Origin of the sequence: Niastella yeongjuensis, from assembly GCF_900110245.1 — a bacterium.
GTDB classification, from domain to species: Bacteria; Bacteroidota; Bacteroidia; order Chitinophagales; family Chitinophagaceae; genus Niastella; species Niastella yeongjuensis.
In genome coordinates, this window is record NZ_FOCZ01000003.1 from 298,796 (window position 1) to 319,872 (window position 21,077).

Annotated in this window: 22 protein-coding genes; 13 read left to right on the forward strand and 9 right to left on the reverse strand. The window is 46.3% G+C overall.

Annotation, left to right across the window (positions count from 1 at the left end):
* Positions 1-164: 164 nt before the first annotated feature.
* Both BMX95_RS09680 and BMX95_RS09685 read left to right on the forward strand, forming a co-directional pair.
* Complete coding sequence (locus tag BMX95_RS09680; protein ID WP_081204188.1) at positions 165-2,186, forward strand: glycoside hydrolase family 127 protein; 2,022 nt, start codon at positions 165-167, stop codon at positions 2,184-2,186.
* A 189-nt stretch (positions 2,187-2,375) separates the two neighbouring features.
* Positions 2,376-3,341 (forward strand): MBL fold metallo-hydrolase, encoded by a 966-nt coding sequence (locus tag BMX95_RS09685; RefSeq protein WP_081204190.1) that lies wholly within the window; start codon positions 2,376-2,378, stop codon positions 3,339-3,341.
* 26 nt (positions 3,342-3,367) lie between these two features.
* Here BMX95_RS09685 and coaE read toward each other — a convergent pair whose 3' ends face one another.
* From coaE to nusB, 4 genes are all read right to left on the reverse strand, one after another.
* Positions 3,368-3,964 carry a dephospho-CoA kinase gene (gene coaE / locus BMX95_RS09690; protein WP_081204191.1) on the reverse strand — a complete coding sequence of 199 codons (597 nt, stop codon included), beginning with the start codon at positions 3,962-3,964 and terminating at the stop codon, positions 3,368-3,370.
* A gap of 352 nt (positions 3,965-4,316) precedes the next feature.
* The gene (yajC, locus tag BMX95_RS09695) at positions 4,317-4,652 is read right to left on the reverse strand and encodes a preprotein translocase subunit YajC (protein WP_081204193.1); all 336 of its coding nucleotides are present in this window, start codon (positions 4,650-4,652) and stop codon (positions 4,317-4,319) included.
* 51 nt (positions 4,653-4,703) lie between these two features.
* A complete protein-coding gene (locus BMX95_RS09700) occupies positions 4,704-5,138 on the reverse strand; it encodes a DUF1573 domain-containing protein (protein ID WP_081204195.1) in 435 nt (144 codons plus the stop codon).
* A 40-nt stretch (positions 5,139-5,178) separates the two neighbouring features.
* Positions 5,179-6,159: a transcription antitermination factor NusB gene (gene nusB / locus BMX95_RS09705; RefSeq protein WP_081204197.1), complete on the reverse strand. Its 981-nt coding sequence runs from the start codon at positions 6,157-6,159 to the stop codon at positions 5,179-5,181.
* A 338-nt stretch (positions 6,160-6,497) separates the two neighbouring features.
* Here nusB and BMX95_RS09710 point away from each other — a divergent pair, with 338 nt between their 5' ends.
* The 4 genes from BMX95_RS09710 (at position 6,498) to BMX95_RS09725 (ending at position 10,092) form a co-directional block, all read left to right on the forward strand.
* Positions 6,498-6,788: a co-chaperone GroES gene (locus tag BMX95_RS09710; protein ID WP_081204199.1), complete on the forward strand. Its 291-nt coding sequence runs from the start codon at positions 6,498-6,500 to the stop codon at positions 6,786-6,788.
* A 57-nt stretch (positions 6,789-6,845) separates the two neighbouring features.
* Complete coding sequence (gene groL / locus BMX95_RS09715) at positions 6,846-8,483, forward strand: chaperonin GroEL (protein WP_081204201.1); 1,638 nt, start codon at positions 6,846-6,848, stop codon at positions 8,481-8,483.
* A 107-nt stretch (positions 8,484-8,590) separates the two neighbouring features.
* A complete protein-coding gene (locus tag BMX95_RS09720) occupies positions 8,591-9,379 on the forward strand; it encodes a hypothetical protein (protein ID WP_090519373.1) in 789 nt (262 codons plus the stop codon).
* A 77-nt stretch (positions 9,380-9,456) separates the two neighbouring features.
* Positions 9,457-10,092 carry a hypothetical protein gene (locus BMX95_RS09725; protein ID WP_081204205.1) on the forward strand — a complete coding sequence of 212 codons (636 nt, stop codon included), beginning with the start codon at positions 9,457-9,459 and terminating at the stop codon, positions 10,090-10,092.
* A gap of 7 nt (positions 10,093-10,099) precedes the next feature.
* Here BMX95_RS09725 and BMX95_RS09730 read toward each other — a convergent pair whose 3' ends face one another.
* On the reverse strand, positions 10,100-10,735 hold the full coding sequence (locus BMX95_RS09730; protein ID WP_081204207.1) for a DUF6266 family protein: 636 nt from the start codon (positions 10,733-10,735) through the stop codon (positions 10,100-10,102).
* 468 nt (positions 10,736-11,203) lie between these two features.
* Between BMX95_RS09730 and BMX95_RS09740 the strand changes: the two genes are divergently transcribed.
* Together BMX95_RS09740 and BMX95_RS09745 are read left to right on the forward strand one after the other, a co-directional pair.
* Positions 11,204-11,566: a hypothetical protein gene (locus BMX95_RS09740; protein WP_081204210.1), complete on the forward strand. Its 363-nt coding sequence runs from the start codon at positions 11,204-11,206 to the stop codon at positions 11,564-11,566.
* A 159-nt stretch (positions 11,567-11,725) separates the two neighbouring features.
* Complete coding sequence (locus BMX95_RS09745; protein WP_081204212.1) at positions 11,726-12,994, forward strand: metal-dependent hydrolase family protein; 1,269 nt, start codon at positions 11,726-11,728, stop codon at positions 12,992-12,994.
* Here the strand turns inward: BMX95_RS09745 and BMX95_RS09750 are convergent.
* Positions 12,991-13,500: a cupin domain-containing protein gene (locus tag BMX95_RS09750; RefSeq protein WP_081204214.1), complete on the reverse strand. Its 510-nt coding sequence runs from the start codon at positions 13,498-13,500 to the stop codon at positions 12,991-12,993. The two genes, BMX95_RS09745 and BMX95_RS09750, sit on opposite strands and share 4 nt — an antisense overlap.
* Before the next feature lie 7 nt (positions 13,501-13,507).
* Positions 13,508-14,515 carry a hypothetical protein gene (locus tag BMX95_RS09755; protein WP_090519376.1) on the reverse strand — a complete coding sequence of 336 codons (1,008 nt, stop codon included), beginning with the start codon at positions 14,513-14,515 and terminating at the stop codon, positions 13,508-13,510.
* 115 nt (positions 14,516-14,630) lie between these two features.
* On the opposite strand from BMX95_RS09755, the gene BMX95_RS09760 reads away from it, so the two are divergent.
* The 4 genes from BMX95_RS09760 to BMX95_RS09775 all read left to right on the forward strand — a co-directional run bounded on the left by BMX95_RS09760 (position 14,631) and on the right by BMX95_RS09775 (position 18,216).
* Complete coding sequence (locus BMX95_RS09760; RefSeq protein WP_081204218.1) at positions 14,631-14,999, forward strand: hypothetical protein; 369 nt, start codon at positions 14,631-14,633, stop codon at positions 14,997-14,999.
* Between the two features lie 187 nt (positions 15,000-15,186).
* Positions 15,187-15,675 carry an FKBP-type peptidyl-prolyl cis-trans isomerase gene (locus BMX95_RS09765; RefSeq protein WP_081204219.1) on the forward strand — a complete coding sequence of 163 codons (489 nt, stop codon included), beginning with the start codon at positions 15,187-15,189 and terminating at the stop codon, positions 15,673-15,675.
* A 94-nt stretch (positions 15,676-15,769) separates the two neighbouring features.
* Positions 15,770-17,197, forward strand: a complete 1,428-nt coding sequence (locus BMX95_RS09770; RefSeq protein ID WP_081204221.1) for an L-serine ammonia-lyase — start codon at positions 15,770-15,772, stop codon at positions 17,195-17,197.
* Between the two features lie 158 nt (positions 17,198-17,355).
* Positions 17,356-18,216, forward strand: coding sequence for a class I SAM-dependent methyltransferase (locus BMX95_RS09775; RefSeq protein ID WP_081204223.1), 861 nt, complete (start codon positions 17,356-17,358; stop codon positions 18,214-18,216).
* Positions 18,217-18,317: 101 nt separating this feature from the next.
* On the opposite strand, the gene mqnE is transcribed toward BMX95_RS09775, so the two are convergent.
* On the reverse strand, positions 18,318-19,487 hold the full coding sequence (mqnE, locus tag BMX95_RS09780) for an aminofutalosine synthase MqnE (RefSeq protein WP_081204225.1): 1,170 nt from the start codon (positions 19,485-19,487) through the stop codon (positions 18,318-18,320).
* Between the two features lie 337 nt (positions 19,488-19,824).
* Between mqnE and BMX95_RS09785 the strand changes: the two genes are divergently transcribed.
* The gene (locus BMX95_RS09785; protein WP_081204227.1) at positions 19,825-20,070 is read left to right on the forward strand and encodes a hypothetical protein; all 246 of its coding nucleotides are present in this window, start codon (positions 19,825-19,827) and stop codon (positions 20,068-20,070) included.
* Between the two features lie 202 nt (positions 20,071-20,272).
* Here the strand turns inward: BMX95_RS09785 and BMX95_RS09790 are convergent, their stop codons facing one another.
* The gene (locus tag BMX95_RS09790; RefSeq protein ID WP_081204228.1) at positions 20,273-21,076 is read right to left on the reverse strand and encodes a DUF4249 domain-containing protein; all 804 of its coding nucleotides are present in this window, start codon (positions 21,074-21,076) and stop codon (positions 20,273-20,275) included.
* Position 21,077: the final 1 nt, after the last annotated feature.

Genomic DNA, 21,077 nt, shown 5'->3' on the forward strand with positions numbered 1-21,077 from the left:
ATATATGAAACCCCAATAGCGGAAACGTTATTGGGGTTTTGTTGTATAAGAAAAATTAAACATGTCAACCTATTAACATGTCAACGTGTTAACCTATCAACCCTATCAACTTAAATTAGTGTCTGCCCGACAATTACCGTATATTTAGTAAAACGAGCGCTTCCATGTTAAAACGATCCCTGTTTGCCATTGGCCTGCTGGCTGCCAACGCTGTATGGGCCCAACCAAAAAAAGACTATCCCGTACAGGCAGTAAACTTCACTGCCGTTCAGTTTACCGATAACTTCTGGTTGCCCCGCATGAAGATCAACCATACCGTTACCATTCCCGCTTCCTTTGCCCGTTGTGAAAGCACCGGGCGGGTAAAGAACTTTGAAATGGCCGCTGCTCATAGCGGTAAGTTCTGCACTACCTATCCTTTTGATGATACCGACATCTACAAAACCATTGAAGGCGCCTCCTTTTCACTAAGCCTGTTCCCCGATAAAAAGCTGGAAGCGTATATCGATTCTTTAATAGATAAAGTGGCTAAAGCACAGGAACCTGATGGATACCTGTATACGGCGCGCACCATAGATCCAACATCGCCGCACGCCTGGGCCGGTAATGAACGCTGGGTGAAAGAACGCGAGTTGAGCCATGAGTTGTACAATGCCGGTCATTTGTATGAAGCCGCCTATGCGCACTATTATGCCACAGGTAAAAAGAACCTGTTGAACATAGCCCTGAAAAATGCTGATCTCGTTTGTTCGGTGTTTGGTCCCGATAAACGGCACGTGGCCCCGGGGCATGAGATCGTTGAAATGGGACTGGTAAAATTGTATCGCATCACCGGCAAACCCGAATACCTGCAAACGGCGAAATTCTTTATTGAAGAACGCGGTCATTACGACAAATACGACGCTAAAAGCAAAGACCCCTGGAAAAACGGAGCTTACTGGCAGGATGAAGTGCCGGTAGTTGATCAGCGCGAAGCGGTGGGGCATGCCGTTCGTGCCGGGTACCTTTATTCAGCCGTGGCCGATGTTGCCGCCCTCACCGGCGATGAAAAACTGTTGCAGGCCATTGATTCCATCTGGGAGAATGTGGTTACCAAAAAGATCTATGTGCAGGGCGGACTGGGCGCCATTCCTTCCGGTGAACGCTTTGGTGATAACTATGAACTGCCGAATGCCACTGCTTATAATGAAACCTGTGCAGCCATCGCCGGTGTGTACTGGAACTACCGCATGTTTTTGTTGCATGGCGAATCAAAGTATATGGACGTGCTGGAGAAAATGTTGTACAACGGTCTTATCAGTGGAGTAGGGCTCGATGGAAAATCCTTCTTCTATACCAATGCCATGCAGATCAGGAATAACGCTTCGCACCGCAGTATGGAGCCGGCACGTTCGGGCTGGTTTGAATGTTCGTGTTGTCCTACCAACCTCACCCGGCTGATCCCATCCATTCCCGGGTATGTATATGCACTGAAAGGCGATGCGGTGTATGTGAATCTGTTTGTATCGGGCAACGCCAGCATACCCGTTCATGGTAAGCCTGTGAACATTGTGCAACAGAATAACTATCCCTGGGATGGGGCGCTGAGTTTTACAGTGTCGCCGCAAAAAAGCGATGCATTCAGCCTGCTGGTGCGTATTCCGGGCTGGGCCGGCAACCAGGCCATCCCATCTGACCTGTACTCCTTTACTGATAACCAAAATTGCAAAGTAACTATTTCTGTAAACGGGCAACCGGTTGACTATATCCTTGACAAGGGCTATGCCGTTATAAAACGCACCTGGAAAAAGGGCGATGTGTTGAAGGTTAACATGCCAATGAACGTGCGGCGGGTAGCAGCCAATGAAAAGGTGAAAGACGACCAGGGCAAAGTGGCCCTGCAACGCGGCCCGTTGATCTATTGTGCCGAATGGGCCGATAACGATGGCAAGGCAGCCAACATCCTGCTGCCTGCCGATGCCGCTTTTCAGGCATCTTTCAAACCAGATCTGTTAAATGGGGTAGAAATCTTACAAAGTGATCTGCCGGTAATAACTGTAGATGAAAAAGCACAAACGGTATCTACCACCCGAAAAACGGTAACCGCCATACCTTACTACGCCTGGGCCAACCGGGGTAAAGGGGAAATGATGGTATGGTTCCCGGTTAAGGTGAGGGATATTGATATTTACCCAACGGCCCCTTAAAGGGGTAGAGGGCAGAGGGCAGAAAAGAAAACCGTAAACGGTGATTGTATTTGCTTACAGCTGCCTTCCCACAGCCTACTGCCTCCAATCTCTGCCCTCTGCCTTCTGCCCTGTCTTCACTGGCATACAATTTTATTAACTGGATAGGTATTACCAGAACTATTCTTTCCATTAATAAAATTGACACCAATGAAAAGCGGAACGACCAAATCAGTTATCGATGTCAACTGGTTTACTGTAGCACCCGGAGTATGGGGCCTGCGTGAAGGCTATGTAAACGTATACCTGATACATAATGCCGTTGAAAAGAAGTGGGTGTTGGTAGATGCAGGGTTAAAACGGTCGGCCATGAAGATCAAAGAACTGGCCGAATACCTGTTTTGGCCCGATTCAAAACCAGCCGCCATAATATTAACCCATGGTCATTTCGATCATGTGGGGGCTGCTAAAGAACTGGCCAACGATTGGGATGTACCGGTATTTGCCCAGCTGATGGAAGTGCCTTATTTGTCGGGATTATCGCCTTATCCACCTGCCGATCCATGGGCTGGCGGTGGTTTGTTGTCGGCGGTTTCGTCGGTTTTCCCTACCGGCCCGGTCAATATAAATGAACATCTTCAAATTCTGCCCGATGATGGCAGTCTTCCCTTTTTGCCCGACTGGAAATTCATTCATACACCGGGACATTCACCCGGACATATCAGTTTATGGCGCCGGCGCGACCGGGTACTGCTGGCTGGAGATGCTTTTGTAACCACCCGACAGGAATCTATATGGTCGGTACTCAGGCAAAGCCGCAAATTGACTGGTCCGCCCAGGTACTTTACCTACGATTGGGCGGCGGCTGAAAAGTCGGTAAAAACGCTGGCTGCACTGGAGCCTGAGATCGTTGCAACTGGTCACGGAATGCCGATGAGGGGGGAAGAAATGCGGAAAATGCTCCACAATCTTGCTGATAACTTTAAGGAGCTGGCGGTACCATTACGTGGCCGCTATACCCGCGAACCGGGAGTAGCAGGTACAGAAGGAGTTACATATATACCGAAACCTGTAAATAAGATCACGCCGATTGTTGCTGTAGCGGCCGGAGCTGCTGTGTTGGGCTTTACGGCGTGGATGGTTTATAAGAGTAGGAAGAATAATATTGAAAGTTGAAAGTTCAAAGTTGAAAGTGCCTCTGCCTACCGCGCAATGCTCAATTGGATCAGTTGCTCGTGTAAGGCGAGTACCTGGGGAATAACCGGTTTTTGTTCATCATTGAAGATAACAAAATCGCATAACCGCATTTTAATGGATTCCTGTATTTGCTTGCTCATGCGGGCCAATACCTGTTCGCGGGTAGAACCATCGCGTTTCATTGCCCGCAGCATCCGCAATGGAGTAGGGGCCGATACCCCGATGATATAGTCATGCTGGTCCTGGGTACCGCTTTCAAAAATGATGGCAGCTTCCTTAATGACATAAGGAGTGGTTTGTTTGGCCATCCATTCGGCTGCATCCCGAATGGTAATGGGATGTACCAGGGAATTCATTAAAGCCAGTTTGTCTTTATCGTTAAATACCTGTCCGCCAATATAGGCACGGTCGAGCTGATTGTTTTTGTAAGAAGCCGGCCCAAAATGCTGAATAATCTGCTGGCGCAGCCATTCATCTTCATTCATCAGGCGTTTGGCAGCGTCATCGGCAGAGTATACCGGAATACCGAGTACTTCAAATACTTTGGCCACAGTGCTTTTGCCACTGCCGATGCCTCCCGTTAAACCGATTCTTAAAGTCATAGAAAGGGCAAGGTAGATAAAAAGGTTGAAAGGCAGTAGGGAATGGGCAATAGGGGAAGGCAGAGAGTTGAAAGTTCAAAGTTTGAAGTTGAAAGGTTAACAGGTTGACAAGTTAACAGGTTGATAGGTTAACAGGTTGATAGGGTTGATAGAGTTAATAAAGGCGAAAGGTTGGAGCGAGGTTGTATTTCTCCCCCTTCCGCCAACTGGCGGAGACGGGGGAGGCTGGTGGGGCCGCGCTGAGGTGTATTTGCTTAAAGCTTATGGCTTACAGCTTTCACCTGCATCTAAACAAAAAAGGCGTCCCGATACATCGGAACACCTTCTTAATTATATGACTTCCTTTCGGAAATTACTTAGCTGGTGTAGTAGCAGCTGGCTTGTTTACGTTAGCGGTCATCTCCAGAGAGATAGCGCTTTTTTCAATTTTCATATAGCTGCCTGGGCTGGTTTCCAGCTCAATGGTGCCATCTTCGTTCAGTTTATTTACACGACCATGGATACCGGCAATGGTAACGATCTTGTCGCCTTTCTGTAAATTCTCCTGGAAAGATTTGGCTTGTTTTGCTTTTTTAGCCTGCGGACGGATCATAAATAACCAGAATACGAGGATCATACCTACGAGAAGGATCAACTGCATGTATCCTCCACCGCCACCCTGAGCTTGCAATAAAATAACTGCTGTCATTGTTATGTGAATTTGAAAATTTTAAAATTGGTGAATTGAAATCGAAAGGGATTACTTCCCTTTTTCAACTTCAACATCAAAATGCACTTTATGGTTTTGGGTGCCTTTGGTATTTGCTTCTATATAAATATCCTTGCTGTTATGTCCTTCCCGGCCCTGGCTGTTGAAAGACGCCTTAATAAGGCCTTCGCCACCCGGAGCAACCGGTTCTTTTGGCGGTTCGGCGGCAGTACAACCACAACCTGGTCTAACTGTACGGATAATCAGCGGTTTATCACCTGTATTCTTGAAACGGAAAGAGACATCCAGCTTTTGTCCTTCGGTGATCTTTCCATAATCCTTTGTTGAATCTATCCATTCAATAGTGGTGAATTTAGTACTGTCGAACGCTTCTTTTGGGATCAAAGGGGTACCCGGAGGCGTTTTGTCTGCATAGTCGCAACCGATAAAGGTGGCTACAGCTATAAAGGCCAAAAAGTATTTCATCAAGGGATAAATTTTTGCAAATCTAATCAAAGCAACTCAATCAGGAAGGTTTATTCGCCGATTGCTGTGGCTGTGTTCCATTAGGGGTAAAAGCCACCTTGTGCATTTGATTGTCCCGAACCAGGTCTTTATGTATATTATCCAGAATACCATTTACAAACTGGCCGCTTTGCGGGGTACTGTATTCCTTCGCCAGGTCAATGTATTCGTTAATGGTAACTTTTGGGGGAATGGTCTCGAAAAATAAGAATTCGCAAACACCCATCCGCATCAGGATCATATCCAGGGAGGCAATACGGTCTGGGTCCCAGTTTTTGAGTTTGGGTTTTATGTATTGCAGCGCCAGTTCTTTTTTCTCCAGCGTGGTTTGCAGCAGGTTTTTAGCAAACTGCCATTTTTCTTTGCTCAGTAATTCCTGGAAGTTGTAGGCCGTAGGTTTGTTCAAAAAGTTCTGCATCAGCACTACCAGCATATCGGCATCATCGTCCCAGTTGCTGAAGTACTCTTCAATGTAACTGGTAAAGATTTCATTGGGTAACAACAGGGTGTTGAAAATGTACTCCAGCATTTCCTTTTCCTCTTTCTTATCCCTGCCCTGTACTGCTATGTATTGCTGGTATTTTTCTGAATCAACCAGTTCCTGGTAGATCTTTTTCAGCATGTCCTGGTCAACCCAGCCTTCAGGTCTGTCGTCTTTAACGGCTTGTTTGTAGGAAGGGTGTTCGAGGATCTTCCACAGTAATTCGTTACCGGCTAATTTAATATTAACGTTCAGGTCTTCTTTCGTTGGCAAGTGTTTGGAAGCGCGGTTGCGGGAATCGGTTTCCGCGTAACGGGCCACTTCAGTAACAAAGTGGATCAAATAAATAAAAAGCGAACGGGTTTGATCAAAATGCTTCTGTAAAATCTTCACTGTATCAACTGGCTTGGCTGGTACCTCGCCACCTGATTCTGCGATCTGGCTTTCTACAGAATAAATGGTTTGCATAACCTTCACACGAATGTTTCTTCTGCTGATCATTTTGCAAGAACTTGTTTTTGAGGGCACAAAGCTAAACGATTTACAGGGTACACCCAAAATCGTGTTTATCATCTTTAATACAATATCATTTTCTTGTTCAACGACAATTTACTGGTATAGAATCATTTGAGTGCTGCAAAAATGGCACATTAAAATCCGATAAAGCTGCAGGCCTTTGGCTCATTTCTGCCATACTTTGCCAAAAACCCTGAAAAAATGGCCTTTAGCTAAGGATTGGTATAAAATTCGTTTACTTTTGCCGCCCGGCTTTTTGGCAGGTAAAACCAAAACCGGCATCCTCAAACTCAACATCATCTAAAATCAAAAATTAATACACTATGGCTAAGAAAGTAGATGCTATAAACGTTACCCCGCTGCACGACAGGGTAATTGTTCGCCCAGCTAAAGCGGAAGAAAAAACCGCAGGTGGTATCATTATCCCGGATACTGCTAAAGAAAAGCCTCAACGCGGTACGGTTGTAGCAGCCGGTCCTGGTAAAAAAGATGAGCCGGTTACTGTAAAAGTTGGTGATACAGTTCTGTATGGCAAATATGCAGGTACTGAGATCCAGATCGAAGGCGATGACCTGCTGATCATGCGTGAAAGCGATATTTTAGCTATTGTTTAATCCGAAGCCAACCTTCAGACCTAATTATTCAAAACTTCAAATTCTCAAATTTATAATATGGCAAAACAACTTTTCTTCGATATCGAGGCCCGCAATAGAATGAAAAAGGGTGTTGACGCTCTGGCCAATGCTGTAAAAGTAACTTTAGGCCCTAAAGGCCGTAACGTAGTACTGGAGAAAAAATTCGGTGCTCCTGCTGTAACAAAAGATGGTGTTACTGTAGCAAAAGAAATCGAACTGGAAGATCCCATTGAAAATATGGGTGCCCAAATGGTTAAAGAAGTAGCTTCTAAAACTGCTGACATTGCAGGTGATGGTACTACTACAGCTACCGTTCTGGCACAATCTATCATCAGCGAAGGTTTGAAAAACGTAGCTGCTGGTGCGAACCCAATGGACCTGAAACGCGGTATCGATAAAGCTGTTGAAGCAGTTATCGAAAACCTGCAGGGTCAATCACAACCTGTTGGCATCGACAGCAAAAAGATCCAACAAGTTGCTTCTATCTCTGCCAACAACGACGAAGCTATCGGTAAACTGATCGCTGAAGCGTTCTCTAAAGTAGGTAAAGAAGGTGTTATCACTGTAGAAGAAGCAAAAGGTACCGATACTACTGTTGATGTAGTAGAAGGTATGCAATTCGACCGCGGTTACACTTCAGCTTATTTCGTTACCAACAGCGAAAAAATGCAGGCTGAACTGGACAACCCTTACATCCTGATCTACGACAAAAAGATCAGCGCCATGAAAGATATTCTGCACATTCTGGAAAAGGTAGCACAAAGCGGCCGTCCTTTACTGATCATTGCAGAAGAACTGGAAGGTGAAGCACTGGCTACCCTGGTAGTTAACAAACTGCGTGGTACCCTGAAAGTGGCTGCTGTAAAAGCTCCAGGTTTCGGCGACCGTCGTAAAGAAATGCTGCAGGATATCGCTATCCTTACCAAAGGTATCGTTATCAGCGAAGAGCAAGGTTACAAACTGGAAGGTGCTGACCTGACTTACTTAGGACAAGCAGCTTCTATCACTATCGATAAAGACAATACTACTATCGTAGGTGGTAAAGGTAAAAAAGACGATATCAACGCCCGCGTAAACCAGATCAAAGCTCAGATCGACGTAACTACTTCTGATTACGATAAAGAAAAGTTACAAGAGCGCCTGGCTAAATTAAGCGGTGGTGTGGCTGTACTGTACGTAGGTGCTGCTACTGAAGTTGAAATGAAAGAGAAAAAAGACCGCGTTGACGATGCCCTGCACGCAACCCGCGCTGCCGTTGAAGAAGGCATCGTACCTGGTGGTGGTGTAGCTTACATCCGCGCAATCGCTGGTTTAAACAAACTGAAAGGTTTGAACGAAGATGAGAACACCGGTATTGCTATTGTAAAACGCGCTATTGAAGAGCCGCTGCGTCAAATTGTTGCCAACTGCGGTATCGAAGGTAGCATTGTGGTACAAAAAGTAAAAGAAGGTGAGAACGATTACGGTTTCAATGCACGTACAGAGAAATACGAAAACCTGCTCCGCGCTGGTGTAATCGATCCTACTAAAGTTACTCGTATCGCTTTGGAAAACGCTGCTTCAATCTCTGGCATGGTACTTACCACTGAGTGTGTAATTGCCGATAAACCTAAGAAAGAAGAACCCCATGTACATGGCGGTGGCGCTCCTGGTATGGGTGGCATGGATTATTAATCCTAACTCGCTCTATTATATGTCCCCCCGATTGTATCGGGGGATTTTTTTTGCCCGGTTGCTGCTATTTCCCCTTTCTACTGATATCTTGTGGCAAATCCCTGCCCATGAAACAAATTTTACTCTTACTCTATGGCCTTTTCTCCGGCTTTTTAATGGCGCAGGATTGCAGGGACCATGTGCTGATGCAAAAGGGTGTTCAGCTCACCTACAATGTGTATTGGCCAAAAGGGGATAATTTCTTCAGACCTGTTTCCCGGCTGGTATATGAGGTAAACCAGGTAAAAGACAGTGCTGGTAGTACCTTTAGTTTCATTACCAAAAGAGGTTTTAGCATTGTTGACTCCAATAATCATTTTGAAAGGAAGGTTGTTTTGAAATGCGGCGGACAGCACCTGAATATTCCATTTGATTTTTATTCAAACGATACCTTTTATCTGCAAGATTTAATCCCTGAAGCGAAGGGATATAAAAACGATTATTTTGTTGCCTATACATTACTTGAGGAAGCCATCACTTACATTGTTCCATTGGTAATGGACGGAATTGACGAATTACCGGGAGGGAAAAAGCAGTTTAGACAAAGTGAAATGCAGGGATACAAGCCATACTTTGTATGTGAATGGCATCCTTACCATGAGTACAGTTATACGATCAAGGTCATTAAAAGGGAAGGTCGAAAAATGGTTACAACGCCTGCAGGAGCTTTTGCCTGTGTTAAGTTTTGCATGGAACTTGATGAGAAATGGAAAGGCGATACCTCTCCATTAAAATGTTGGTTATATTTTAACGAGGATGCCGGATTGGTAAAGTTTGAAAATGACCATCACCCTGCTCATGTGGAGCTTGTCAGTATCAGAAATAACAATCAGGAAACGTTTTTAGGCAAATGGTAATAGCACTGAACCGCATTACAAAGTAATTGACTGTTGCCTAAATATTCGTACCTTATACGCAACCAAAAACTGCCATCATGAAGCACATTGCCTGGTGTTTGCTGTTGCTGTGCCAGTGCGCCCTTGGTCAGGACAACAAAAGTGACGATATTATAAGCGGAAATCCTTATTTGTTTAAGGATTGGTGCGATGGGGTAGTACGGTTCTCCAGCGGCAGAACACTGAACCAGTTCAAACTTAAATTCGATTGCCTCAAGAACGCACTCTTATTACAATTCAACGGCAGTGCATTTGCTGCACAAAGTAAAGTGCAGGAATTTGTAATGTATCCCAAAAAGAAAGATTCCCTGCTGTTCCGCCTGGGTTATCCGGTTACCGACAAAACTTCTGAAAACACCTTCTTCCAGGTACTGGTGCAGGATAAAGCCACCCTGCTGCGCTTAATAGCCCGGACCATCATTGAAGAAAAACAGGTTGTTGCAACCGGACGGGCAGAACGCCGTATGGAAGCGGCTGAGTATTACTACCTGCTGCAAAACGGCACCATGACACTGTTACCGGACGATCGAACGGAGTTGCCAACAAGGTTCGCCGACAAAAAAGAACCTATTGCTGCGTTTATTAGCGAACAACAATTGAAGATGCATACACCAGAAGACTTTGTACTGGTGGTGAAGAAGTACAATGAGTTGCTGAGTACAGCCAATCAATAAGTGAATGTTATATTTCAATGGTGCTGAAATACACGCTTTCCGACTGCCGGCTTCGGTCATGCGCAACAAAAGCCACATAAATATGGAAAGTGCCGGTTTTACTGGTGTCAATCTCCAGTATATCAAAACCGTGCGCTCTTACCTGGCCGTAGGGGTTGCTCACCGCTCTGTCTTTTTCAACGTTATACGCCAGCATCATAATCTGATCGCCTTTATGAGAAAGCTCATGGGTAAATAGGGGATCCCAGGTAAATTGAACCCGTTTTCCTTCCAACCTGGTCATCTGTAAATTTTCAGGTAATGGCAGATTGCCCCAACTCAGCTTCACCAATGCCGGGTCAATAGCAAGGGTTTCTCCTTCGCCTGTTATTGCATTTTTGAGTAAATACGACTTCGCAGCAACAAATCCTTCTGATCTTAAGCTATAACCTTTAAAACCGATTCGAACAAAGTCCTGAATAGGTTTTAGCCAGCGCTGGGTAAGTACCCATTTTTTTCGATTTGCCAGCTCACCTGCAGTTGGTGGAGAGGTCCTTTTTTTAGGAAGCGACCGCATATAAGGAATTCCTTTCCAGTTTGCACCGACAACCCTTCCCACTTTTCCCTGGAAAGGTCCATTTATACCCTCATTAAACTTAGCCATAGCGTACGATTTGATTAGTATTGTAATATACTTAAATTATGTAATATATCCAAATAAACAATGGACAATCAGGGAGTTAAATAGGATTTTACAGGGACAAAATCCCTTCGTGGTCCCTGTTATGTCCTTGTTATGTCCTTGTGAGGTCCTTGTTAGATTATGGCAAAAGGCAGAGGGGCATAGGGCAGAAGGCAGAGGGCAGAGAATAAAAGCAGTAAGAGAAAGGCAATGGGCAAGGGTAAATAAGCAATGGGGGAAATGCAGGGCAGAAGGCAGAGGGCAGAGGGCAGAAGGTAAAGATGAAAACCACTAGTCGCGAGGCTGACAACTCCCCCTCCACCGGAGGGGGCCGGGGGGAGGCCCTATAACTCAAACGAATACCCTAAAATCTGTAGAAGATTGTTAAAACGACAGCTATCATGTAGGAGGGAAGTTCAACTTTAATTAGATTGGAGTAAATATCAATCTATGAAAAGGATTATACTTTTTTCTACTGTATTGTGCCTGCTTGCTTTGTCTTTTGCGGGCTGTAAAAAAGAGGAGATCAGTCCTACCCATGCTGTGCAGACCGAAAATGAATTAAAGGCGTTGATTGAAAAGAATAGAGTGCAACGGATTTACCCGCTTCCACTAAAAGCAGGTTTTCCAAACCAGTTTCCTGCCAGCCAGGGAACGGCCTGGTCATTCTCGAATGGATTTATTTATATGCACTACAACGGGTCTATCCCGGCCTACAACCTTGATTACCTGGTGTATTATGCTATTCAGAGCGTTGCCATTGATAATGGTACGTCAGAACCTTCGCTTATTTTGTATATGGATATCCCGTAAAAAAATAAGGGGTCCGTCTACGGACGGACCTCCCTTGTGAAAACGGGTTAAAAAGGGAGCTGGTAGCCTTTATATGACGCCTAATTGTTTCAATTAGTTGTACCGAAACCGCGAATGTTGATAAGTTTGATTGAAATTGCCCTATAATAAACCCTGTCTATGTACACTCGTTATAGTATAACCTGCCTGTTGCTGCTCCTGACCATGCTGGTTGCCGGCAAGCTGCAGGCGCAGGATTCCGCCTACCTGTTGCAACCCGACCGGGTATTCGATGGCGAACAACTACACGAAAATTGGCAGGTGCTGGTAAAGAACGGTTTTATTGAATCGGCCGGCGCCGAATTGAAGGCTCCCGCCGATGCCCGGGTGATCCGGCTAAAAGGCTGCACCCTGCTGCCAGGGCTGATAGAGGGCCATAGCCATTTGTTCCTGCATCCCTATAACGAAGTTCCGTGGGACGACCAGGTTTTAAAAGAATCCCGCGCTGAGCGCACCGCCCGTGCTGTTACTCATGCCCGCGCCACTTTGCTGGCCGGTTTTACTACCGTGCGCGACCTGGGCACCGAAGGGGCCGGGTACGATGATGTGGGTTTAAAAACCGCCATTGAAAAAGGGATTGTTCCGGGCCCCCATATGCTGGTAGCTACCCGTGCCATTGTGGCAACCGGCAGCTATGGACCTAAATCTGCGTCTGCCGATGTGGACTATCCCAAAGGTGCAGCCGAAGTGGGTAATGCGGCAGAGCTGGAAAAAGAGATCAGAACACAGATCGGCAAAGGCGCCGATCTGATAAAAATATACGCCGACTATCGGTGGGGACCTAACGAAGAAGCCAAACCTACGTTTACCCTGGCAGAACTAAAACTGGCAGTAGACATAACCAGCAGCAGCGGCCGGCAGGTGGTGGTTCATGCAGGTTCAGCTGAAGCCATGCGGATCGCCATTCTGGCCGGGGTAAGCACCATAGAACATGGTGACCAGGGAACGAAGGAAATATTCAGACTGATGAAAGAAAAGGGCATGGCTTTATGTCCTACCGTGGCTGCGGGGGAAGCCATTTCGCAATACAAGGGCTGGATAAAAGGAAAAATGTCAGCACCGGAACGGGTTCAAACCAAACGTAAAAGCTTTGCGGCTGCACTTGCCGCCGGTGTAACCATTTGTATGGGTGGCGATGTAGGGGTGTTCCCGCACGGTGATAATGCCCGCGAAATGGAATTACTGGTTGAATATGGCATGAAACCGATCGACGTGCTGCGTTCAGCTACTGCTGTTAACGCCGATGTGTTTAATATCAGTAATAAAGCGGGAAGAATAAAAGCAGGATTGCCTGCGGATATTATTGTAGTGGAAGGTGACCCCACCAGCGCTATTTCACAAATACGAAAAGTAAAGCTGGTGATGAAGGACGGGAAACGCTATAATTAGAGAAGCGTCATTTCTTTTATTATTTGTTCCCGGGCGGGGTAGGTGGCTATCAGCTCTTCCTGTTTAGCCAGATCAAAATCGGTAAAATCAAAACCGGGGCTTACGGTACAGCCAACCAGGGCATACTCACCACCGGGCGCCAGACGGGCGGCAAACCAGTTACCGGCGGGTATTACACATTGAAAGGATTCGTTGTTTTCGGGATCGCAGCCAAGCCGGTGCTCTATTAACTGGCCCTGCTGATCGATCTCATAAACGATGAGGGCATCTCCACAATAGAAATGCCACACTTCATCGCTTTTTATTTTATGAAAAGCCGAGAACTGATGTTGTTGTAACAGAAAGTAAATACTGGTGCAGAAGTTACGATCGCCACTAAAGCCTGCAGGCAGGGCCGACATTGGCGCCAAAACCGGCGAGCGGTATATTTCCTTAAAAGCACCCCCTTCAATATGGGTGGCCAGTTGCAATTTTTTGATCCAGTACTCAGCTGTTCGTTTACTCATGTTGGTATTATTCTACAGTAACCACTCTGTCGCGGCGGGCGCCCCAGTACCAAAAACGTAATGAATCTTTGATACGGGCAGTATCTGCGGGTGACCCTGGTAAGGAGATAACTATTCTGAACAGGGTGGAATCAACTGCTTCCAGCTCCACCTTGTGTTTTAATTTTTCATACATGTCCTGAGCCGTTTTCCGGAACCTCGTAGTCTGCAACACATATTTGAACATTCTGCCATTGCCTGCTGCTACCGGTGCTGCAGTAGGGGCGGCTGGTGCCGGGGTAACAGCCGCTTTTGGTGTGCTGTCGGTGCCTGTCAGATTGCTGTCTTTTTTTGCACCTTCATTCAATGCATTTTGCGGATCGTTTATATTATGCAGATAGGTTGACGTACGTTGTGTATCCTGCTCGCTGGTAGTAGAAGCTGCTGAGGTATCGGGTTCTGTTTTTACTTTAGAAGAAAACAGGCTGTAACCACCCCAAAGAATAATGCCGATCCCTACCACCAACCCAATGCCGATGGCCATTCGTCTGATAGAGGAGTTGCGTCTTTCGTGCGGGTCTTCATCAAAAACAGATTTTCTCTTCAGTGGTCTTTCCGGGTCCTGTTGATCAATAGGCGTGAGGGGTACCGGTGCTTCCAACCGTTGTACAACCGGTTGACCGGGTGTAAACTCGTAAATGCCTTCTTTGTTTTTATGTAAAGTGCCAATGCCTTCGATGTGAAAGGGTTTGCCGATGTTAAGCATCAGCTTGCCATCTGCTACAAACGTTTCGAGGTCCGATTCTGCCAGCGGTCTTATTTTACCGGTATGTTTGCGAATAAACTCGATGAGTTGTTCATCCGGACGTGTAACTGCTTTCTGCGCAAAATGGATGTGTTCAATAAGGTCACGCGAATTCTTATCCGCAATGGTTTGCACGTCTACCACATCACTAAGATAAAAGCTTCCAATACCTGGTAAGTTTAATACCCTGTGCTGGTAAAAATACTGTGCTACTAGAACGGAAATTTTCAAGAGATTAAGGATTTTTGGTGTAAGTTAATCATATTTTGCCTGTGCTACAAACAGGTCGGGTGAAGTTATTATTTTTGCCGGACGTTTTATTCGTTTGTGGATTAATTTATTATGCATGCTTAACGAACAGGAAAGGCGGTTTTTGGAGTACTGGGAAGCAAATCGCTTACGCGAGAAAAAGATCAACAAACAGCTTTTGCTGGGGCTACCCATCGGGTTGTTGTTTGCGGTTCCCGTATTAATTATATTATTTTCGGGCAAATTCTGGTATACGCGCGCCAATATGGAGGCCAATAGCCAGAGCAGTCCGCTCATACTAATGATTGCTGTAATATGTATTGCGGTGTTTGTGGCTGTGTTTTATAAACGCCATCAATGGGAGCAGCGGGAGCAGCATTACCTTGAATTGAAGGCCAGGGAAGAAGAGGGCAGCGGGCAAAGATTGAAAGGCAATGGGGAAAAGGAAGAAGACATTGGGAAATAACAGTTACCGGTTACCGGGTCCCGGTCGTCGGTATCAGCAACCCGCCTAATAGCAGGCATTCTGGCATTGGGAGAACCGGTAACTGGCAACCGGTAACTGGAAACCTGCCCCCTGCAACCAAAAACAAGCAGCAATCATCTTTAAATCATTGTCTTGTACCAGGGTTAACAAAACAAAACAATTTCTGATGAGAAATCTTGTTTGGGGCTTACTGTGCTTTGTGCTTTTTTATTCCTGCAAAAAGGAATCTGGTTGCGGCTACAGCGATAACCATATTGTGGCACCCGTAGCGGAACAACAGGCGGTAAAGGATTATCTTAATTCCAGCAATGTAACTACTGCACTTAAAGATTCCAGTGGTCTTTATTATGAGATCATGGATGGCGGCAGTGGCAGCGGCGCTCCCGGTCTTTGCTCGCAGGTTGAATTATCGTATACCGGTCAACTCACCAACGGACATGTTTTTGATCAGGCTACCACTGCGTTTACGCTGGGCGCTACCATTGAGGGGTTAAGACAGGGACTGCCCTTAATACAAAAAGGCGGGCATATAAAACTGTATATTCCACCCACGCTGGCCTATGGCAGTACGGATGTAAAAGACAACAACGGTGCCGTGATCATTCCGGCCAATTCGATCCTCATTTTTGACATTACCATGAATAATTTTTATTAAGGAGGACCTTGACTCCGCTCAGGGTCAGGGATTTAACGCAAAAAACTAACAACTGTAAACTTTTGCCTTACATTTGTCCAAAATGTAAAGTCCTTTGCCACACGAATCCATTTCCGTATTTGATATATTTAAGATCGGGGTAGGGCCATCCAGTTCCCATACCCTTGGTCCCTGGCGTGCAGCCCAGCTTTTTTTGCAGTCCCTCGAACAAAAACACCAGCTTTTACAGGTAGTATCGCTACAGGTTTTGTTATATGGTTCCTTAGCCAAAACCGGCAAAGGCCACGGTACCGATTTAGCCGTTTTAATGGGTTTGAGTGGCGAAGACCCGGTAACCTGCGATGTTGAAACCCTCGATGATAAAGTACAACGCATTCGCACTACCAAAAAACTGGTACTGCACGGTAAACAGGAGATCAATTTTGATCCTGCCACTGATGTAGCGTTCCTCTTTACAGAATCGCTTCCCTACCATCCTAATGCTTTAACGTTCATGATCACCCTGCACAATGGCGAACAACTGGCTGCTACCTATTACTCGGTAGGCGGCGGGTTTGTACAGCAGGAAAATGAAAAAACAACCACCACCGATGCCGTGCAACTGCCTTTCCCCATCGATACGGCCGACGACCTGTTGCACTGGTGCCGTAAAACGGGTTTAAGCATCAGCGAAGTGGTGATGGAAAACGAGAACAGCTGGCGCAGCGATGAAGACACCCGTAAAGGGGTGCTGAAGATCTGGCAGGTGATGAAGGAATGTATGTTCCGGGGTTGCCATAGCCAGGGTATGTTACCCGGCGGTTTACAGGTAAAACGCAGAGCAGCCGATCTTAATAAAAAGCTTTTAAAAGACAGGACCTATACTGACTACGATAGCTGGATCCAGGCCATACGCGCCGGAGGCAGCGATTTCAAATACATCCTTGACTGGGTAAGTTGTTTTGCCCTCGCCATTAATGAAGAGAATGCGTCGTTTGGCCGCGTAGTCACTGCGCCTACCAATGGCGCTGCCGGGGTAATACCAGCCGTGCTGCATTACCTGGTGGTGTTCTGCGATGGCTACAATGATGATAAGATCATACAGTTTATGTTGACTGCTTCCGAAATAGGCAGCATCTTTAAAAAAGGCGCTACCATTTCTGCTGCTATGGGTGGCTGTCAGGCCGAGATAGGCGTATCGTCTGCCATGGCAGCAGCCGGATTAACCGAAGTAATGGGCGGCAGTCAGCGCCAAACCATGATGGCGTCTGAGATTGCCATGGAGCATCACCTCGGACTTACCTGCGATCCTATTGGCGGACTGGTACAGATACCCTGTATTGAAAGAAATACCATGGGCGCTATTAAGGCCATTACCGCCTCGCAACTGGCCTTGCAAAGCACGCCGGATTTTGCCAAGGTATCGCTCGATACAGTAATAAAAACCATGTGGGATACCGCAATCGATATGAGCCATAAGTATAAAGAGACTGCAGAGGGCGGATTGGCCGTGCATATACCGTTGAGCTTGCCGGAATGTTAGGTGAAGGGCAGAGGGCAGAAGGCAGAAGGCAGAAGGCAGAGGGCAGAGGGCAGAAAGAAATACAAAAGGCAGTAGGATTTGGGCGGTGCAAGTTTGTTTATTAATCTGAATAATCGCGAACCCACTCACTACTCACTACTCACAACTGACAACTCACCATGCGATCAATAGACTTTAACGCAATCAGTCCCTCGGCGAGAGGATTGCTTTTGACTAAAGCAATCACTACCATTCCTTTTGCCACGGAAGCGGCGGCATTGTTGTGGGATGCCGATCAGCTTAAGAACAGGATCAGGGAAAAGGTTTCGAAAGAAAGCTTTATCTGGTTATTACATTTCGAAAACAGGTACCGTACTATCGACTCCCTGCTAACGCCGCCTGGTGTTCCTAACGTGCTGGAGATCGCTTCCGGTTTCTCTTTCCGGGGATTACAGTTATGTAGTCAGTCAGCCATCAATTACTTTGATACAGATCTTCCTGATTCTATAGCTACCAAACAACAGGTGGTAGATAAATTAATAGAACAACATCACCTGGAAACAAAAGGTACCTATCGGTTGATGCCGTTGAATGCACTGGACACCGCTGCATTCAATGCGGTTGTTGATCAGTTTCCACCGGGACCGGTTGCCATTGTCAATGAAGGCCTGCTGATGTACCTGGACGAACCAGAGAAGCGACAACTCTGTGCTAATATTCATGCCGTTCTAACCAAACGTGGCGGCTACTGGATCACAGGCGATATTTATTTGAAGAAAGGCGATCGGGAACACGCTCACACCAACCCGACAGCTGCAGCATTCCTGGCCATGCACAACGTGGAAGAAAAGAAATTCGACAGTTTTAAAGCCGCTACTGACTTCTTTACATCCTGTGGGTTTTCCATTGCCGCAAAAGAAGTGGTGGCGTATGATCAGCTAAGCGCCCTGCGGTTCATTGAACATAGAAATATACCGGAAGAAGTTGTAAGAAGCTGGTTCACGTCCAGGGAAACATGGAAACTTGTGGTCGAACCGTAATTATAAGACTCGCGACAAGTCACAAAAAAGCCCCTCTGCCAATTAGCAGAAGGGCCAAATATATAAACTGGTTAACTTGTCAACCTGTTAACCCTGTCAACTTAATTCATCGAAGGATCCACGTCAATCTTATCCACCTCCATCTCACTATAATCGTGTAATACTTTATACAATGTATCTCTCTCAATAGGTTTTCTTTTCGCCTGTTTAATAAGCGTAACCAGTTGAGCCGTGGTCATAGCCGGGTTTTGTTCTTCAGAACCGGCCATGGAGTATATTTTAGTGGAATCGTCGATGGTTCCATCGATATCATTCACGCCAAAGGATAAAGTCAGTTGCGCATTATGGCGACCCAGCATTGGCCAGTAGGCTTTCAGGTGTGGGAAGTTATCCATATACAGCCGGGCAATGGCGTACATGCGCATATCTTCGATCACGCTCGATTCGGGCACATTGCTCATGTCGTTTTCCTTATTGCGGAACTTAAGCGGTATGAAGGTGTTGAAACCGCCGGTTTTATCCTGCAACTGACGCAGGCGTTCCATATGATCTATCCGGTGACGGAACTCTTCGATATGACCATACAACATGGTGGCATTGCTGTGCATACCCAGTTTGTGGGCAGCTTCATGAATGGCCAGCCAGCCTGCTGCATCTACTTTATCGGCGCAGATCTTTTCCCGTACTTCGGGGTGGAAGATCTCGGCGCCGCCGCCGGGTAAAGAATCCAGACCGGCTTCGTGCAGGTATTTCATGCCTTCATCGGCGGTCAGTTTGGCTTTGCGGAACATATAATCGAGCTCTACAGGGGTAAAGCCTTTGATATGCAGTTCGGGCCGGTGTGCTTTGATCTTGCGCAACAGGTCGGCAAAAAACTCCATGGTCAATTTGGGATGAACACCGCCTACAATGTGTACTTCGGTTACCGGTTTGCCATCATATCCTTTTACAATGTTCAGCATTTGGTCGGTGGTCAGTTCCCAGCCTTCTTCCCGGTGCGCATACAGGCGGGAATAGGAACAGAACGAACACGCGAATACACACACGTTCGTGGGTTCTATATGAAAATTACGATTGAAATAGGTAGTATCTCCATGCAGCCGTTCCCGCACAAAATTGGCCAGGGCGCCTACAAAGGGCAGGCCGGCCTGCTCAAATAATAACAATCCATCTTCGGGGGTAATACGTTGCTTGTTTACGATCTTCTCTGCAATGGTGCGGAGGGCCGGATTTTGTTCTGCTGCTATAACCTGCTGAATGTTAGTACTCATTTTCGCTTCTTTGGTTGTGTAACACTTAAACGGGCGTAAAGTTACGGGAAAAACAGAAAGGGCAGAAGGCAGAGGGCAGAAGGCAGAGAATAAAGGCAGAGGGCAGAAGGCAGAGGGCAGAGAGGGAACAGCCATAAGCACCGGTATGCGGCATTCGCCGTCGCGATAACCGCGTCAAAGAACTTAGAACCCACTAACCAACGAACCTAATATTTTTAGCTGTATTTCTTTCTGCCCTCTGCCCTCTGCCTTCTGCCCTTTGCCTTCTGCCTCCTAATGCACTACCCATTGGGTTGATCGATAAAATACATTAAATTTGTTGAAATTGAATGTAACAATGAGAACAGCAATTATCCGTCAAAAACTGCATCAATTTATAGAAACGGCAGAAGAAAAGAAAGTGAAGGCTATTTATGCACTATTTGAAGATGAAATTGCTCAGGATGAGTGGGAATACACCGATGAATTCAAGGCTGATCTGGATCGTAGATTTTCATATTATAAAAGTGGGGGTAAAATGGTAGGTGCCAAGGATGCAAATAAGCAGATAAATGAATTATTAAAGAAAGGTAAGAAGAAATGAGTTACAGGTATATTTATGATCCTGTCGCTCTGAATGAATTTAAAGAAGCCCTTTGAAATATAAGAAGTAAATTAATTAAAGAGGCCACTGCTAATCAGCAATGGCCTCTCTCCTTTAGGCTTAGCCTGTATTTCTTTCTGCCCTCTGCCTTCTGCCCTTTGCCCTCTGCCCTCTGCCTTCTGCCTTCTGCCCTCTGCCTTTTCTACCTAACAGTGAGTGTTTTCGTTTGCAACGTATGCGCACTGAAATACCCCAAAGCTCCACCAGTCATATTAGTGACCGGATTGGCGGGGGTAGCTGCGTTTCCGCCGCCGCCGGTGGCGCTGCGGCTTAAACTATACCAGTATTTATAGATCACGGGGTCAATGCATTGCATGTCTATTTTTACCAGGTCGCCGGTTTTAATGGAATTGTCTTTTTCATCATCGTCGTTTTTGGGATAGCGCAACTTGGTAACGGTGAGGTTGCCATTGGTCAACTCGTCGTTGCGTACAAAGATCTCCTGTTCTTTTTCTCCGTTCACATATTGCACAAAACGGTAGTTATTGGCCACGCCGGCGGGGTCGTTGTACTGTACGTTCGCCATGTTGCGTTTGCCGCCGGGTGCTTCGTCTTCGGTGATAAATATGCTGTCCATATTCACCGGGGCGGGCATGGTAGATGCCGCCAAAAACGTCTGGCCCTTTATGGTTACCGACAGGGTATAGGTTTTTCCGGTGGTACCGGTAAGACCGGCAGCCTGGTATACCCCAGCCGATGTTTCTGTTAGTTGAGTGGTGGCACCATCCTTTTCGGTTATTTGTATGGCAGCGCCGCTTACGCCGGTGAAGGCATTGCTGGCGTCAAAATCCTGGGTTTGTGACAACAACACCATACAGGTACCGGACTGGTTGGTGAGCACGCCTTCCACTACGTATTTTTTATCGGCTGTATCCAGTTTTATATTGACTACTTTTTCGCAACTGGTGCCAATCAGCAAGATTATAATTACAGCTAGATAGCGCATG